Source organism: Candidatus Pelagibacter sp. (assembly GCF_052048095.1).
Taxonomy (GTDB): domain Bacteria; phylum Pseudomonadota; class Alphaproteobacteria; order Pelagibacterales; family Pelagibacteraceae; genus Pelagibacter.
Window position 1 is genome coordinate 779,446 of record NZ_JBNAKG010000001.1, and the last position, 15,486, is coordinate 794,931.

16 protein-coding genes and 2 tRNA genes are annotated in these 15,486 nt (G+C 30.4%); all 18 read left to right on the top strand.

Going from position 1 to position 15,486, the window contains the following annotated elements:
• Window positions 1-78: 78 nt before the first annotated feature.
• The 18 genes from ACTT9P_RS04050 (at window position 79) to ACTT9P_RS04135 (ending at window position 15,486) form a co-directional block, all read left to right on the top strand.
• A tRNA-Val gene (locus ACTT9P_RS04050) sits at window positions 79-154 on the top strand.
• A gap of 14 nt (window positions 155-168) precedes the next feature.
• A tRNA-Asp gene (locus tag ACTT9P_RS04055) sits at window positions 169-245 on the top strand.
• Between the two features lie 110 nt (window positions 246-355).
• On the top strand, window positions 356-724 hold the full coding sequence (locus tag ACTT9P_RS04060) for an NADH-quinone oxidoreductase subunit A (RefSeq protein ID WP_440909416.1): 369 nt from the start codon (window positions 356-358) through the stop codon (window positions 722-724).
• Window positions 725-727: 3 nt separating this feature from the next.
• Window positions 728-1,243 (top strand): NuoB/complex I 20 kDa subunit family protein, encoded by a 516-nt coding sequence (locus ACTT9P_RS04065; protein WP_440909417.1) that lies wholly within the window; start codon window positions 728-730, stop codon window positions 1,241-1,243.
• On the top strand, window positions 1,243-1,848 hold the full coding sequence (locus ACTT9P_RS04070; protein WP_440909418.1) for an NADH-quinone oxidoreductase subunit C: 606 nt from the start codon (window positions 1,243-1,245) through the stop codon (window positions 1,846-1,848). The genes ACTT9P_RS04065 and ACTT9P_RS04070 overlap by 1 nt, the downstream gene beginning before the upstream one ends.
• Window positions 1,832-3,007: an NADH-quinone oxidoreductase subunit D gene (locus ACTT9P_RS04075; protein WP_440909419.1), complete on the top strand. Its 1,176-nt coding sequence runs from the start codon at window positions 1,832-1,834 to the stop codon at window positions 3,005-3,007. The genes ACTT9P_RS04070 and ACTT9P_RS04075 overlap by 17 nt, the downstream gene beginning before the upstream one ends.
• On the top strand, window positions 3,004-3,612 hold the full coding sequence (nuoE, locus tag ACTT9P_RS04080; RefSeq protein ID WP_440909420.1) for an NADH-quinone oxidoreductase subunit NuoE: 609 nt from the start codon (window positions 3,004-3,006) through the stop codon (window positions 3,610-3,612). Before ACTT9P_RS04075 ends, nuoE begins: the two co-directional genes overlap by 4 nt.
• Window positions 3,605-4,936 (top strand): NADH-quinone oxidoreductase subunit NuoF, encoded by a 1,332-nt coding sequence (gene nuoF / locus ACTT9P_RS04085; protein WP_440909421.1) that lies wholly within the window; start codon window positions 3,605-3,607, stop codon window positions 4,934-4,936. Before nuoE ends, nuoF begins: the two co-directional genes overlap by 8 nt.
• Complete coding sequence (gene nuoG, locus ACTT9P_RS04090; protein ID WP_440909422.1) at window positions 4,929-6,968, top strand: NADH-quinone oxidoreductase subunit NuoG; 2,040 nt, start codon at window positions 4,929-4,931, stop codon at window positions 6,966-6,968. The genes nuoF and nuoG overlap by 8 nt, the downstream gene beginning before the upstream one ends.
• Before the next feature lie 2 nt (window positions 6,969-6,970).
• Entirely contained in the window at window positions 6,971-7,969 is a 999-nt protein-coding gene (gene nuoH / locus ACTT9P_RS04095; RefSeq protein WP_440909423.1) for an NADH-quinone oxidoreductase subunit NuoH, read from the top strand.
• 2 nt (window positions 7,970-7,971) lie between these two features.
• Complete coding sequence (gene nuoI, locus ACTT9P_RS04100; RefSeq protein ID WP_440909424.1) at window positions 7,972-8,457, top strand: NADH-quinone oxidoreductase subunit NuoI; 486 nt, start codon at window positions 7,972-7,974, stop codon at window positions 8,455-8,457.
• A gap of 2 nt (window positions 8,458-8,459) precedes the next feature.
• Entirely contained in the window at window positions 8,460-9,092 is a 633-nt protein-coding gene (locus ACTT9P_RS04105) for an NADH-quinone oxidoreductase subunit J (RefSeq protein ID WP_440909425.1), read from the top strand.
• Complete coding sequence (gene nuoK, locus ACTT9P_RS04110; RefSeq protein ID WP_440909426.1) at window positions 9,085-9,396, top strand: NADH-quinone oxidoreductase subunit NuoK; 312 nt, start codon at window positions 9,085-9,087, stop codon at window positions 9,394-9,396. The genes ACTT9P_RS04105 and nuoK overlap by 8 nt, the downstream gene beginning before the upstream one ends.
• Before the next feature lie 2 nt (window positions 9,397-9,398).
• A complete protein-coding gene (gene nuoL, locus ACTT9P_RS04115) occupies window positions 9,399-11,309 on the top strand; it encodes an NADH-quinone oxidoreductase subunit L (RefSeq protein ID WP_440909427.1) in 1,911 nt (636 codons plus the stop codon).
• A 4-nt stretch (window positions 11,310-11,313) separates the two neighbouring features.
• Window positions 11,314-12,789 carry an NADH-quinone oxidoreductase subunit M gene (locus ACTT9P_RS04120; protein WP_440909428.1) on the top strand — a complete coding sequence of 492 codons (1,476 nt, stop codon included), beginning with the start codon at window positions 11,314-11,316 and terminating at the stop codon, window positions 12,787-12,789.
• 1 nt (window position 12,790) lies between these two features.
• Window positions 12,791-14,209, top strand: a complete 1,419-nt coding sequence (gene nuoN / locus ACTT9P_RS04125) for an NADH-quinone oxidoreductase subunit NuoN (protein WP_440909429.1) — start codon at window positions 12,791-12,793, stop codon at window positions 14,207-14,209.
• Window positions 14,209-14,742 (top strand): biotin--[acetyl-CoA-carboxylase] ligase, encoded by a 534-nt coding sequence (locus tag ACTT9P_RS04130; RefSeq protein ID WP_440909430.1) that lies wholly within the window; start codon window positions 14,209-14,211, stop codon window positions 14,740-14,742. Before nuoN ends, ACTT9P_RS04130 begins: the two co-directional genes overlap by 1 nt.
• A 3-nt stretch (window positions 14,743-14,745) precedes the next feature.
• Window positions 14,746-15,486, top strand: coding sequence for a type III pantothenate kinase (locus ACTT9P_RS04135; protein ID WP_440909431.1), 741 nt, complete (start codon window positions 14,746-14,748; stop codon window positions 15,484-15,486).

The following is a 15,486-nucleotide window of genomic DNA, read 5'->3' on the forward strand; positions in this document are numbered from 1 at the left end:
ATAATAATAGTTATTTTTCATTATTATTAATTGTTGCGTATTATTAAGAAAAGTTATAAAAAACTGATGTTTTGGCAGGGGCGGTTAGCTCAGTTGGTAGAGCATCTCGTTTACACCGAGGGGGTCAAAGGTTCGAGTCCTTTACTGCCCACCAAAAAAATTCTTAGTGGGGGTGTAGCTCAGTTGGTTAGAGCGATCGCCTGTCACGCGATAGGTCGAGGGTTCGAGTCCCTTCACTCCCGCCACTTAGATCCACTAAATCGATACAAAATTCTAAGTAATAACTGTTTATATCTCCAATTAATGTGACCTATCTACACTTCATCAACAAAAAAAAAATGATATATAGAATTCAATGTTAATTGATTTTTTAAAAGATTATTTGCCTATAATTTTATTTTTAATAATTGCTTTAGGCCTAAGTTGTGCATTTGTTTTAGTAAATTTTGTTTTATCTCCTAAAAACCCAGATCCAGAAAAATTATCAGCATATGAATGTGGATTTGAACCTTTTGAAGATTCAAGAATGGAATTTGATGTTAGATTTTACTTAGTGGCAATTTTATTTATTATATTTGATTTAGAAATAGCATTTTTATTTCCCTGGGCTGTGTCATTAGGAAATATTGGAATTTTAGGTTTTACCTCAATGATGATTTTTTTATTTATTCTTACCATCGGATTTATATACGAATGGAAGAAAGGTGCATTAGACTGGGAATAAATTATGATTAACAAACTTGATCAAGTACCTGACGAATTCAAACAACTAGCTGAAGATTTTGGTAAAAATGGTTTTATAACTACCTCATTAGAAAACCTAATTAATTGGTCTAGATCTGGATCATTACATTGGATGACTTTTGGGCTTGCTTGTTGTGCTGTTGAGATGATGCAAACAGCTATGCCAAGGTATGATTTAGAGAGATTTGGAGCAGCCCCTAGAGGTTCACCAAGACAATCAGATGTAATGATTGTTGCTGGAACTTTAACAAATAAAATGGCGCCAGCTTTAAGAAAAGTTTATGACCAAATGCCAGAACCTAGATATGTAATATCTATGGGAAGCTGTGCAAATGGAGGTGGTTATTATCATTATTCTTATTCAGTAGTCAGAGGATGCGATAGAATAGTTCCAGTAGATGTTTATGTTCCTGGCTGCCCTCCATCAGCTGAAGCTTTGTTATATGGGGTTATGCAACTACAAAAGAAAATTAGAAATAAAGGTTCACTAGCGAGATAATGTTAAATTTAGAAGATTTAGAAAAAAAAATTAATTCAGAATTAACAACTAAGATTAATTCTACAAATATCAAACATGCTCAACTTTATATTGATATTGATAAAGAAGATTTGCTTGATGTAGTTCTGTTTTTAAAAACAAATAAAGATACAAAATTTAGACAATTAATAGATATAACCGTTGTTGATTATCCTGAAAGTGCAAAAAGATTTAAAGTTGTTTATCTATTTTTAAGTCATGAATTTAACCAAAGATTAGTTTTGAACTATTTAATTAATGAAAACGAAATAATTCCATCGTTAACATCAGTTTTTCCATCAGCAAATTGGATGGAGAGAGAAGTCTTTGATATGTATGGTGTAGATTTTAAAGATCATCCTGATTTAAGAAGAATTTTAACTGATTATGGTTTTGAAGGCCATCCATTAAGAAAAGATTTTCCATTAACTGGTCATACAGAGGTTAGATACAGCGAGGATGAAAAAAAAGTTGTTATGGAACCAGTAAAACTTGAACAAAACTTTAGAAATTTTGATTATGAAAGTCCCTGGGAAGGAACAAAATATATAAAAGAAGAAACAGAGAAAAATGACAAAAAAAATTAAAAATTTGAATCTTAATTTTGGTCCACAACATCCTGCTGCTCACGGAGTTTTAAGATTAATTTTAGAATTAGATGGTGAGGTTGTTGAAAAAGCGGATCCTCATATTGGTTTGTTGCATAGAGGAACTGAAAAATTAATTGAAAATAAAACCTATATGCAAGCTGTTCCTTACTTTGATCGTCTTGACTATGTTGCTCCAATGAACCAAGAACATGCTTTTGCGTTAGCGATAGAAAAAATCCTAGATATTGAAGTTCCAATTAGAGCACAATTTATAAGAGTTATTTTTTGTGAAATTGGAAGAATTTTAAGTCACATTTTAAATGTAACAACACAAGCTTTAGATGTTGGTGCTTTAACACCATCATTATGGGGATTTGAAGAAAGAGAAACTTTAATGACTTTCTACGAAAGAGCTTCTGGTTCTAGATTGCACGCTAATTACTTCAGAGCTGGAGGTGTTCATCAAGACTTACCAGCCGGTTTAGAGGAAGATATTACAAAGTTTTGCGAAACTTTTCCAAAAATAATAAATGATTTAGAAAATTTATTAACAGACAATCGAATTTTTAAACAGCGTAATGTTGATATTGGGATTGTTACTAAAGAAGATGCTTTAGATCATTCATTTAGTGGGGTAATGATAAGGGGGTCAGGTGTGCCTTGGGACTTAAGAAAATCACAACCTTATGATTGTTATGATCATTTAGATTTTAAAATTCCGGTAGGAAAAAATGGTGATTGCTATGATAGATATCTTTGTAGAATTGAAGAAATGAAGGAAAGTGTTTCTATAATTAAGCAATGTTTAGCAAAAATGGAAAAAGGACCAGTTAAATCATTAGATGGAAAAATAAGCCCACCACCAAAAAAAGATTTAAAACAATCTATGGAAGCTCTTATTCATCATTTTAAATTATTTACTGAAGGATACAGGGTGCCAAAAGATGAAATTTATACTGCAGTGGAAGCACCAAAAGGTGAGTTCGGTGTTTATCTAATTTCAGATGGTTCAAATAAACCTTACAAATGTAAAATAAGAGCTCCAGGTTTTTCACATTTACAATCAATGGATTATTTAATCAAAGGCCACATGCTCGCGGATGTACCAGCAATTCTTGGTTCGCTTGATATAGTTTTTGGAGAGGTTGACAGATGACATTAAGAAGAATTGCAAAAGAACAACCTGAAAATTTTGAATTTACTTCTGAAAGTTTGGCCGAGGCTAAAAAAATTATAGATAAGTATCCAAAAGGAAAACAACAAAGTGCAGTTATGTCATTACTTTATATTGCACAAAAACAACATGATAACTGGATACCTTTATCAGCCATGAAATATATCGGCAAGCTATTAGAAATGCCATACGTTAAAGTTTATGAAGTAGCAACTTTTTATACTATGTATAATCTTTCACCTGTTGGTAAACATTTTGTTCAAGTTTGTACAACAACACCTTGTATGATTAGAGGTGCTTATAAAATTGTAGAAGCGTGTAAAGAAAAAATATCTGAAAATGAAAATGAGTTTATAAAAGAAAAAAATTGTTCATGGATGGAAGTTGAATGTTTGGGCGCTTGTATTAATGCACCCATGATGCAAATTAATGAAAATTATTATGAAGATTTAGATAAAGAAAAAGCACTTAAAATTTTAGATGAAGTAATATCAGGCAATACTCCAAAACATGGATCTTTTAAAGGTAGATTAAATTCAGAACCTGAAAATAATAGAAAAACTTTAATGGATGTAAAAAATGCTTAAAGACGAGGACAGAATATTTAAAAATTTATATAATGATAACGGTGCTGACTATCAATCTGCGCTTAAAAGAGGTGATTGGTCTAATACAAAGGAAATTTGTTCAAAAGGAAGAGAATGGATTATAGAAGAAATAAAATCTTCAGAACTTAGAGGAAGAGGTGGAGCCGGATTTCCCACAGGTTTAAAGTGGTCATTCGCACCTAAAGAAGTTGGGTCAAGACCTCATTATCTAGTGATCAATGCTGATGAGTCTGAACCAGGCACTTGTAAAGATAGAGATATTTTAAGGTTTGAACCGCATAAATTAATTGAAGGTTGCTTAATTGCATCTTATGCAGTTAACGCTCATGCATGCTACGTATATATAAGAGGTGAGTATTACAATGAAGGCCAAAAACTTCAAAAAGCTATTGATGAAGCATATGAAAATAAAGTAATTGGAAAAAATGCAAGTGGTACTGGATGGGATTTCGATATTTACATTCATTACGGAGCAGGCGCTTACATATGTGGTGAAGAAACAGCACTTCTTGAAAGTTTAGAAGGAAAAAAAGGACAACCAAGATTAAAACCTCCTTTTCCAGCTCTAATTGGTTTGTATGGATGTCCAACAATTATTAATAATGTAGAAACTATTGCTGTAGTGCCGACAATATTAAGAAGAGGTGGAAAATGGTTTGCTAACATTGGAAAACCAAAAAATACTGGAACTAAAATCTTTTGTATTTCAGGCAATGTCAATAATCCATGTAATGTTGAAGAGGAAATGGGAATTACCTTAAAGGAATTAATTGAAACACATGCAGGTGGCGTTGTTGGTGGTTGGGATAATTTACAAGCTGTAATTCCAGGTGGATCATCCATGCCGCTACTTCCAAAAAATATTTGTGATACGATTACAATGGATTTTGACTCACTAATGGCTGAAAAAAGTGGATTAGGTACAGCTGGAATAGTAGTAATAAATAAAGATCAAGACATAATCAAATGTATGGCGAGGATTGCTAGATTTTATAAACACGAAAGTTGCGGACAATGCACTCCATGTAGAGAAGGTTCTGGTTGGATGTGGAGAATGTTAGAAAGAATGGCCAAAGGTGAAGCTTCAAGAGATGAAGTGGATATGCTTATGGATGTAACAAAACAAATTGAAGGTCATACGATCTGTGCATTTGGTGAGGGCTCTTCTTGGCCTGTTCAAGGTTTGTTGAGACACTTTAAAAAAGAAGTTGAACAAAGAAATAAATTTAGTCCTGTAATAGAGAAATCTCGAGATATTCCTTATCTAGTTGATCAACATATATTGGATAAAAAAAATGCCTAAGTTAAAAGTAAATGACATTGAAGTAGAAGTAGAAAATGGTCTAACAGTATTACAAGCTTGTGAAAAAGCTGGAGTTGAGATTCCAAGATTTTGCTATCATGAAAAACTTTCAATAGCGGGAAACTGCAGAATGTGTTTGGTTGAAATGGAAAAATCACCTAAACCAATAGCATCTTGTGCTATGCCAGCTGCTGAGGGAATGAATATTAAGACAAATACTCCTAAAGTTGAGAAAGCTAGAAAAGGAGTAATGGAATTTTTATTAGTTAATCATCCATTAGATTGTCCAGTTTGTGATCAAGGTGGAGAATGTGATCTTCAGGATCAATCAATGTTTTATGGAGTAGATAAATCAAGGTTTAAAGAAAACAAAAGAGCAGTTCCTGATAAAAATATGGGGCCTCTAATTAAAACACAAATGACTAGATGTATTCATTGCACGAGATGTGTTCGGTTTGCAACTGAAATTGCCGGTGTTCCAGAAATTGGAGCAATTGGTAGAGGTGAGGATATGCAGATCACAACTTATCTTGAACAATCAATGCAATCAGAACTTTCAGCTAATGTTGTAGATTTATGTCCAGTCGGTGCTTTAACATCAAAACCTTATGTGTTTGAAGCTAGACCATGGGAGTTAAAAAAAACAGAAACCATAGATGTTATGGACGCTGTAGGAAGCAATATTAGAGTTGATACTTATGATTGGGAAGTCAAAAGAGTTTTGCCGATTATTAATGAAGATATTAACGAAGAATGGATTTCAGATAAAACTAGATATGCTTGTGATGGCTTATTAAATCAAAGGTTGGATGTGCCATACATAAAGAAAGATGGCAAGTTTGTTCAGTCAAGCTGGAATGAAGCAAATGAATTAATTGCTAAAAAATTAAAAAATATTTCAAATGATAAAATTTGTGGATTTGTTGGTGATCTTACAAATATGGAAACTTCATTTGCATTTAAAGAGTTTTTTGACAGAGTTTTAGATACAAATCATTATGAAACAAGGTCTGAGGACAAGTATGTTGATACATCAAAAAGAGAAAACTACATATTTAACTCCTCTATAAATGGTATTGAAGATTCAGATTTTATTTTCTTAGTAGGTGCTAACCCAAGATTTGAGGCAACAATATTAAATGCAAGAATTAGAAAAGCTTATTTAAACAATAATACAAAAATAGTTTCTTTGAATGATGTTGGAGATTTAACTTACCCTTATGAAAGCTTAGATGGAAAAACTTCAACGGTTAAACAAATTGTAGAAAACAATCATAAGGTTGCTGATTTAATAAAAAATTCAAAAAATCCATTGGTGATAGTAGGAGAGTCTTTATTAAGATCTAACTCATCAGGTTTTATTGTTAACTCATTACAAAAATATTTATCTGATAACGGCAAAATAAACGATGATTGGAATGCCTTTAATATATTAACTTGTGATGCATCTACTGTTGGTAATTTAGATTTAGATTTAGTGAATTTAGAAAAAGGCAATTTTAAAAACAGTGTCTTAGATAATTTGAAAAATAATAAATATGAATTTGTTTTTTTAATAGGTCAAGACAATATAGATTTTGAAAAAAAGAATGAGTTTGTAGTTTATGTCGGAAGTCATGGAGATAAAGGAGCAGGGTTAGCTGATGTTATTTTGCCTGGATCAGCCTATACTGAACAATCTGGTCATTATACAAATTTAGAGGGAAAAATTCAAAAAGCATACAAAGCATCTTATCCACCTAATAAAGCTAAAGAAGATTGGGAAATTATTAATAACTTAGCTGAACAAATGAATAATCGTAAATTGTTCAACGATAAAGATGAGCTGGAAAGCAGCATGTTTAATTATTTAAAATTAAAAAAAGAAAATAAAATAAACCCAATGATAGATATTAGTAATTTTGTTGATGAGAAAATAAATATGAATGTTAAAGAATATTATTTTTCAAATGTGATTGCTCGATCCTCAAAAACAATGATCGAGTGCAATAGCGCTAAAATTGATATCAAAAAAACAGGAACAGAAGGTTAATAATGGAATATTTTAATATTTTGTTTGAAGAAATTTATAAGATTTTATTTTTATTAGTTCCTGTTTTAGTTTCTGTTGCAATGATTGTGTGGCTAGATAGAAGGGTGTGGGCATTTGTTCAAAAAAGAAGAGGCCCTAATGTAGTAGGTCCGTTTGGATTGCTACAATCATTAGCAGATGCTTTAAAATATATTTTTAAAGAGATAATTATTCCTGCAAGCTCAAATAAAGTAATTTTTATACTTGCACCAATAGTTACAATGACATTAGCATTAATTGCTTGGGCAGTTATTCCTTTTAGTGAAACTCAAGTTCTTGCAAACATAAATGTTGGAATTTTATATATTTTTGCTGTTTCATCTTTAGGCGTATATGGAATTATAATGGGCGGTTGGGCTTCTAATTCTAAATATCCTTTTCTTGGATCTATAAGATCTGCAGCACAGATGGTTTCTTACGAAGTTTCAATTGGTGTAATAATTATTAATGTGCTCCTTTGTGTAGGTTCATTAAATTTAAATGACATAGTTTTAGCTCAACAAAACATGTGGTTTGTAATTCCATTATTTCCAATGTTTGTAATTTTTTTTATATCAGCGTTAGCAGAAACAAATAGACCTCCATTCGATTTACCAGAAGCAGAGGCAGAGCTAGTTGCAGGTTATCAAACTGAATATTCTGGAATGATGTATGCAATGTTTTGGCTAGGCGAGTATGCAAACATTTTATTAATGTGCGCTTTAGGTTCTATTTTATTTTTAGGTGGATGGTTATCACCGATTGAAATTTATCCTTTCAATTTAATCCCAGGTGCTATCTGGCTGATTTTAAAAATATTATTATTATTTATGTTATTTGCATTAGTAAAAGCCATTGTACCTAGATACAGATACGATCAATTAATGAGATTAGGATGGAAAATATTTTTACCGTTATCATTGATATATGTTGTGTTAACAGCTAGCTACTTGTTTTATTTTAACCTCTTACCGACGAATTAATTATGAAAATATCTAGATTATTAAAAACAGTTTTAATGATAGACTTTATTTCAGGTCTACTGATTGCTATTAAAGAATTATTCTCATCAAAAAAAACAATTAATTATCCTTTTGAAAAAGGAAAAATTAGCCCAAGATTTAGAGGTGAACATGCTCTGAGAAGATATCCAAATGGTGAGGAAAGATGTATTGCATGCAAGTTGTGTGAAGCGGCTTGTCCAGCTCAGGCGATAACAATTGAGTCAGCTCAACGTGAAGATGGTAGTAGAAAAACTACAAGATATGACATTGATATGATGAAATGTATTTATTGTGGATTATGCGAAGAAGCATGTCCAGTGGATGCGATTGTTCAAGGGCCAAATTTTGAATTCTCAACTGAAACAAGGGAAGAGCTTTATTACACTAAAGAAAAGTTATTAGAAAATGGAGATAGATGGGAAAATGTTTTAGCTGCTAATATCAAAGCTGATAACCCTTACAGATAATCATGTTAGCTCATACGATATTTTTTTATATATTTTCAATAATTGCAGTTGTCTCAGCAATAATGGTCACCGTTTCTAAGAATACTGTACATTCTGTATTTTTTTTAATCTTAGATTTCATAAGTATTTCTTGTTTATTCATAATGATTGGTGCTGAATTTCTTGGGATGATTATGTTAATTGTCTATGTTGGTGCTGTTGCTGTTTTGTTTTTGTTTGTAGTAATGATGCTAAATGTTGCTCAACAAAAAAATCAGTGGTTTTTATCCGAAGAAAGCTCAGGACATATTCCAATTGGATTAATAATAAGCACAGTTATATTTTTTGAATTAATCATTGTCATTGGTGGTTGGAAATACAAACCTGACCTGTTAGAACTTAATAACATTCAAGTTTCAAACGAATTAAGTAATACTCATTCCTTAGGAGCGGTTTTATATACAGACTATATTCATATCTTTCAATTAAGTGGAATGATATTGCTTGTAGCTATGGTTGGAGCAATTGTTCTGACTTTTAGACAAAGGTCTGGTGTCAAAAAACAGAGTTACTTTAAACAAATTTCTAGAGAGAGATCTGAAGCTGTAGACTTAGTAGAAGTTGAGTCTAACAAAGGAGTTAAAATAGATGGCTGAAATTGGATTAGGACATTATTTAACTCTGGGAGCTGTAATTTTTTCTATTGGTGTAATTGGAATATTCTTAAACAGAAAAAATATAATAGTAATTTTAATGAGTATCGAGCTAATTTTGTTAGCTGTTAATATTAATTTAGTTGCATTCTCAATCTTCTTAAATGATATTGCCGGTCAAGTATTTACTTTATTTATACTAACTGTAGCTGCAGCAGAAGCCGCTATAGGATTAGCAATCATAGTTGTTTACTACAGAAATTCAGGGTCAATCAGAGTTGAACATATCGATAAATTAAAAGGATAATAATGGAACTATCTATTTTATTTCTTCCATTAATTGCATCAATCATTTCTGGTTTTTTTGGCAGATATATTGGTGACAGGAATTCAGAAATAGTCACTAGCGTGCTAGTTTCTATATCAGCAATACTTTCAATTTATGTTTTGTATGAGGTTATAGCAAATAACTTTCAAGAGAATATAGTTATAGCTACCTGGATAAATTCTGGATCTTTAAATGTTAACTGGTCTATGAATATAGACCCATTGTCTGCAATTATGTTGGTTGTTGTAACATCTGTATCTGCACTTGTTCATATTTACTCTATTGGATACATGTCTCATGATCCTCACAAGCCAAGATTTATGGCTTATTTATCTTTATTTACTTTTGCAATGTTAATGCTTGTAACTTCAGATAATTTTATCCAATTATTTTTTGGTTGGGAAGGAGTTGGTTTATGTTCTTATTTTTTAATTGGTTTTTGGTTTAAAAAAGAATCAGCAAATGCTGCTGCAATTAAAGCTTTTGTAGTTAACAGAGTTGGAGATTTTGGCTTTGCTTTAGGAATTTTTTTAATTTTCTATTTATTTGGTACGGTCAATTACTCTGAGGTATTTGAACAAATCCCAACAATAACTGAAAAAAATTTAGTCTTTTTAGGATTTGATATTAATGCAATTGATTTAGTTTGTTTATTATTATTCATAGGCGCAATGGGTAAGTCAGCGCAAATTTTATTACATACTTGGCTTCCGGATGCGATGGAAGGTCCAACACCTGTTTCAGCTTTAATACATGCGGCTACAATGGTAACGGCAGGAGTTTTTTTAGTTGTAAGATGTTCTCCAATTTATGAATACTCTGAATTAGTCTTAAACATAATAACAATAGTGGGAATGACCACAGCCTTATTTGCTGCATCAGTTGCTTTAGTGCAAACAGATATTAAAAAAATTATCGCCTATTCTACTTGTAGTCAACTTGGTTACATGTTTTTTGCTACAGGAGTAGGTGCTTACAACATTGCAATGTTTCATTTATTTACTCACGCATTTTTTAAAGCGTTATTGTTCTTGGGTTCTGGATCAGTAATTCATGCGTTTAAAGATGAACAGGATATTAATAAAATGGGAGGTGTTTGGAAACATCTGCCATATACTTATGCAATGATGATTATAGGTACTCTTGCGTTAACTGGATTTCCTTTTTTATCAGGCTTTTACTCTAAAGATGCAATAATAGAGTTTGCGTATTTAAGAGATAATACCACAGGCTATTACGCAGCTGGTATAGGAATATTCACAGCATTTTTGACATCAATATATTCTTGGAGATTAATTTTTAAAACTTTTCATGGAGAATTTAATAATGAAAAAATGAAAATTAATGAGACGCACGAGTCACCCTTAGTAATGTTGATACCTTTAGTTTTATTATCTATAGGTGCAATTTTTGCAGGAATGTTGTTCAAAGACTTATTTGCAGGTCACGGTTTATCTAGCTTTTGGAATCAATCTATATTTTTCTTAGAACCATTAAGCTCTGAACATCCACCAACATGGTTTTTATTACTAACTCCAATATTGGTAACTCTATCAATTCCAATTTCATATTATTTATTTGTAAAAAATAAAAAAGTTGTGGAAGGAATTGTTCAAGTAAATCAACCGTTATACAAATTTTTAAAAAATAAATGGTATTTTGATGAATTGTATGAAGTAATATTCATTAAATCATCAAAAACTATAGGATCTTTCTTGTGGAAGTTTTGTGATGTAAGAATGATTGATGGTTTTGGCCCCGATGGAATTTCAAATCTAATTAAAAAATTCTCACAAAAAGCGAATAAATTTCAAAGTGGTTTTATTTATCAATATGCCTTCGTAATGCTACTTGGCTTTTCAGCTTTATTAACTTTTTTAATTGTAAAATAAAGAAATGAGTTTTCCAATTTTATCATCATTAATTTTACTACCAACAATAGGATCAATTTTTTTATTTTTTTCAAAAGACAAGGGAGGTAATTCGAACACAATTAAATATGTAGCCTTATTTACTTCCATAGTGAATTTTTTAATTTCAATATATTTATGGTATCTTTTTGATCCAACCACTGCTGATTTTCAGTTTGTTGAAGACAGAGTATGGATAAAAGGTTTTGTTAATTATAAAGTTGGAGTTGATGGCATTTCTATTTTATTCATTATTCTAACTACTTTTATTACACCTCTATGTATTATCTCAGTAAACAATTCTGTTAAAAACAGATTAAGAGATTTCTTGATTGCAATCCTGATCATGGAAAGTTTCATGATAGGTGTCTTTTGCGCATTAGATTTAATAATTTTTTACTTATTCTTTGAAGCAGGTTTAATTCCAATGTTTTTAATCATTGGTATTTGGGGTGGTCCAAGACGAGTTTATTCTGCATTTAAATTTTTCTTATACACTTTATTGGGATCTGTCCTAATGCTAGTTGCGATAATTTCAATATACTGGATCAATGGTACAACTGATGTGGTTAAACTTTACGAACTTGGCATTGATACAAAATATCAAAATTTACTATGGCTAGCTTTCTTTAGTTCGTTTGCAGTAAAAACACCAATGTGGCCTGTTCATACTTGGCTTCCAGACGCACACGTTGAAGCGCCAACAGCAGGTTCTGTTTTGCTTGCAGCGATACTATTAAAAATGGCAGGATATGGTTTTATCAGATTTTCAATAGGTTTATTTCCAGAAGCTTCAGAAACTTTTACACCATTAATTTATACTCTGAGCGTAATAGCGATCATCTTCACATCGCTAATTGCATTGATGCAAGAAGATATGAAAAAATTGATTGCTTATTCATCTGTTGCTCATATGGGTTTTGTAACCTTAGGAATATTTACAATTCAACAACAAGGTGTTGAAGGTAGTATTATTCAAATGATAAGTCATGGATTAGTTTCAGCAGCTTTATTCTTATGTGTGGGAGTTGTGTATGACAGAATGCATTCAAGATTAATAAGCACTTATGGAGGGATTGTAACAATTGTTCCCAAATATGCTGTTTTATTTATGATATTTACTTTAGCTGCTTTAGGCTTACCTGGAACAAGTGGATTTATTGGAGAATTTTTAATTCTTATGGGAGCTTTCAAAGATAATTTCCTTGTAGCAGTAATTGCCAGTCTTGGTGTTATCATTGGAGCAGCTTATATGTTGTGGCTCTATAAAAGAGTTGTGTTTGGAAAATTAGTAAATAATGACCTAAGAAAATTAACTGATGTAGATACATCAGAAATTATAATTTTAATTTCATTAGCTATTCCAACTTTATTTTTTGGTTTTTATCCAGAACCTTTAATGAATACAATTGAAGTTTCTGTTCAAAATCTTATAGAAATGTATAACGCTAGTATTAATTGATATGGAAAATTTGAATTTAGTCTTACCTGAAATTTTTGTCTCTTTATCTATTATGTTTCTATTAATTTTGGGAGTTTTTAAAAATAACAGCGCAAAGCTTGTCCATAATTTTTCATTAGTTATCTTACTAATTACTGCAGGCATTACATTCAATGAAACTTTAAGTATTGATAAAGTTTTGATGTTTAATGGCACGGTAGTTATCGATTATCTATCTTCCTTTATGAAGTTAATAACCATTATTGCTGCTTTAATGGCATTAATAGTTTCATCGAATTATCTAAAAACATTTAAAATTTTAAAAATTGAATATCCTATTTTAGTAATTTGTGCCGTTCTTGGGATGATGGTCATGATCAGTTCAAATGACCTAATAGTATTTTATATTGGTTTAGAATTACAATCTTTATCATTATATGTACTTTCATCATTTAACAGAGATGAAGTTAGATCTTCAGAGGCGGGATTAAAATATTTTGTTCTTAGTGCACTTTCATCTGGTTTGTTATTATATGGCTGTTCGTTGATTTATGGTTTTTCAGGATCAACAAATTTTGAATTAATAGCCAGTAATCTAGATTCAAACGAGTATGCATTAACATTTGGAATAGTTTTCATATTAGTCGGGTTAGCATTTAAAATTTCTGCAGTACCGTTTCATATGTGGGCCCCAGATGTGTACGAAGGATCACCAACATCTGTAACACTCTTCTTTACTATGGTTCCAAAGATAGCAGCTTTAACAGTCTTTATAAGATTTTTGTACGTACCATTTATAAATTTGATTGACCAGTGGCAAATGATATTAATTTTCTTATCAATAGCTTCTATGGTGTTTGGTGCAGTGGCTGCGATTGGTCAAAAAAATATCAAAAGACTTATAGCCTACAGTTCTATAGGACACATTGGGTATGCTCTTGCTGGATTAACTACGGGAACTAATGAGGGAATTCAAAGTTCTGTAATTTACATAACAATTTATGTAATTATGAATTTAGGATTATTCTCTTGTTTATTAATGTTAAGAAGAAATGAAAAGTATTATGAAACTCTTGATGATTTATCAGGTTTATCTAAAAACCATCCACTATTATCTTTATCATTATTAGTAATACTTTTTTCTTTAGCTGGTATACCGCCATTAGCCGGTTTCTTTGCAAAGTTTTACGTGTTTAAAGCTGTTATTGAACAATCTATGTATTTCTTAGCAATTGTTGGATTGCTATCGACAGTTATTGCAGCCTTTTATTATTTAAGAATAATAAAAATTGTCTATTTTGATGAAGAAAAAGAAAAATATGATACCGACCATAGCTTTTGGTTAAAATTTTCACTTTCAGTATCAACAATATTAATTTTGATCTACTTCATTTTCCCGAGCCAAATAATTGATGTAGTTTCAAAAATTAATATTATTTAATGAAGTTTAAACAATTTAATTTTAAAAAAGTTAAAAGCACAAATCAGACAGCAATTAGAATTATCAAAAAAAATAATCACGATTTCGGTATTATAATTTCTGAAACCCAAACTGGTGGTAGAGGTCAATATGGCAGAAAATGGATTTCTTCTAAAGGTAATGTGTTTTTGTCATTTTTTTTTAAATTAAATAAGATAAATTTTTCTATGGAAACTCTTACTAAAAAGAATTGTTTATTAGTTAAGGGAGTCGTATCAAATTTTTATGGCAAAAAGATTACCTTTAAAAAACCTAATGATTTATTAATAGATAGAAAGAAAATATGTGGAATTTTACAAGAAAAAATTAAAAAACCAAACAAGGATTTTTTAATTGTAGGTATAGGATTTAATTTAGTTAAAAATCCTACAATTCCAAATTATCCAACAACAAATTTATATAAAATAACCAATAAAAAAATTGATAAATCAAAATTTATTGAATTATTAAAAAAAAACTTTGAGAAATTTTTATCAAAATATTATAAAAATTAACAAATGATTATAGTAGGAGATATAGGTAATACTGAAACAAAAATTTGTATAATTAATGATAGATTAAAAAAAATTAAAAAGTTTTCATTAAATAGTAAAAAGATAGATATTAAGAAACTAAATTATTATTTTAAAAATTATGATTTTAATAAGACTAAAAAAATTTTATTTTGCAGTGTAGTACCTTCAACATTTAAAAGTCTTAAAAAATTTTTTTTATCAAAAACAAAAGTAAAATGTCATGAATTAAAAGAATTAAATTTAAATTCTTTAATTAAGATTGATGTAAATTTTAAACAAGTTGGATCTGATAGATTGGCGAATGCTATAAGTGTTTCAAATGAAAAAAAAAACTTCATCATTTTAGATTTTGGGACAGCTACTACATTTGATGTTATGATAGGAAAAAATTACAAAGGTGGAATAATATCTCCTGGCATTAGATTGTCTCTTAATACACTTTCAGATAAAGCAACACTGATTCCTAAAATTAACTTAAAAAAAATGACTAAAATTGTTGGGCAAGACACGATTTCCGCTGTCAGATCTGGTTTTTTTTGGGGTTATGCTGGATTAATTGACAATATTATAAATTTAATTAAGAAAGAAACTGGAAAATCTTTTAAAGTAATTTTAACTGGTGGTTTTTCAAAATTATTTAAAAATCAAATAAAAACGAAAGTAAAACAAGATACTGATATAACGATTAATGGCCTTATCAAGTCATCTAATTTAATTAAATAA

What these genes read in the sequence shown, in the direction of transcription:
- ACTT9P_RS04060 (WP_440909416.1), top strand. Translation starts at nt 356, where the DNA reads ATGTTAATTGATTTTTTAAAAGATTATTTGCCTATAATTTTATTTTTA.
- ACTT9P_RS04065 (WP_440909417.1), top strand. Translation starts at nt 728, where the DNA reads ATGATTAACAAACTTGATCAAGTACCTGACGAATTCAAACAACTAGCT.
- ACTT9P_RS04070 (WP_440909418.1), top strand. Translation starts at nt 1,243, where the DNA reads ATGTTAAATTTAGAAGATTTAGAAAAAAAAATTAATTCAGAATTAACA.
- ACTT9P_RS04075 (WP_440909419.1), top strand. Translation starts at nt 1,832, where the DNA reads ATGACAAAAAAAATTAAAAATTTGAATCTTAATTTTGGTCCACAACAT.
- nuoE (WP_440909420.1), top strand. Translation starts at nt 3,004, where the DNA reads ATGACATTAAGAAGAATTGCAAAAGAACAACCTGAAAATTTTGAATTT.
- nuoF (WP_440909421.1), top strand. Translation starts at nt 3,605, where the DNA reads ATGCTTAAAGACGAGGACAGAATATTTAAAAATTTATATAATGATAAC.
- nuoG (WP_440909422.1), top strand. Translation starts at nt 4,929, where the DNA reads ATGCCTAAGTTAAAAGTAAATGACATTGAAGTAGAAGTAGAAAATGGT.
- nuoH (WP_440909423.1), top strand. Translation starts at nt 6,971, where the DNA reads ATGGAATATTTTAATATTTTGTTTGAAGAAATTTATAAGATTTTATTT.
- nuoI (WP_440909424.1), top strand. Translation starts at nt 7,972, where the DNA reads ATGAAAATATCTAGATTATTAAAAACAGTTTTAATGATAGACTTTATT.
- ACTT9P_RS04105 (WP_440909425.1), top strand. Translation starts at nt 8,460, where the DNA reads ATGTTAGCTCATACGATATTTTTTTATATATTTTCAATAATTGCAGTT.
- nuoK (WP_440909426.1), top strand. Translation starts at nt 9,085, where the DNA reads ATGGCTGAAATTGGATTAGGACATTATTTAACTCTGGGAGCTGTAATT.
- nuoL (WP_440909427.1), top strand. Translation starts at nt 9,399, where the DNA reads ATGGAACTATCTATTTTATTTCTTCCATTAATTGCATCAATCATTTCT.
- ACTT9P_RS04120 (WP_440909428.1), top strand. Translation starts at nt 11,314, where the DNA reads ATGAGTTTTCCAATTTTATCATCATTAATTTTACTACCAACAATAGGA.
- nuoN (WP_440909429.1), top strand. Translation starts at nt 12,791, where the DNA reads ATGGAAAATTTGAATTTAGTCTTACCTGAAATTTTTGTCTCTTTATCT.
- ACTT9P_RS04130 (WP_440909430.1), top strand. Translation starts at nt 14,209, where the DNA reads ATGAAGTTTAAACAATTTAATTTTAAAAAAGTTAAAAGCACAAATCAG.
- ACTT9P_RS04135 (WP_440909431.1), top strand. Translation starts at nt 14,746, where the DNA reads ATGATTATAGTAGGAGATATAGGTAATACTGAAACAAAAATTTGTATA.